We start from the raw sequence: 295 nt of genomic DNA on the forward strand, positions 1-295 counted from the left end.
GACCGGGATGACCTCGGAGATGATGCCGAAGAACGGCAGGGCGATGATGTACACCTCTGGATGGCCGAAGAACCAGAAGAGGTGTTGCCACAGCAACGCCCCGCCGTTGGCGGCGTCGAAGACATGTGCCCCGAATTTCCGATCCGCCTCCAGCGCGAACAGCGCGGCGGCGAGGACGGGGAAGGCCAGCAGGACCAGGACGGCGGTCAGCAGCACGTTCCACACGAAGATCGGCATGCGGAACATCGTCATGCCCGGTGCGCGCATGCAGATGATCGTGGTGATGAAGTTGACC

1 protein-coding gene is annotated in these 295 nt (G+C 63.1%); it reads right to left on the minus strand.

Features of this window, described 5'->3' with window-relative positions; translation table 11 throughout:
- The coding region (locus tag OO70_RS50945) for a cbb3-type cytochrome c oxidase subunit I (protein ID WP_043688549.1) at positions 1-295 on the minus strand (295 nt) is incomplete at both ends.

The organism is Streptomyces xylophagus, from assembly GCF_000716435.1.
Classification (GTDB): Bacteria; Actinomycetota; Actinomycetes; order Streptomycetales; family Streptomycetaceae; genus Streptomyces; species Streptomyces xylophagus.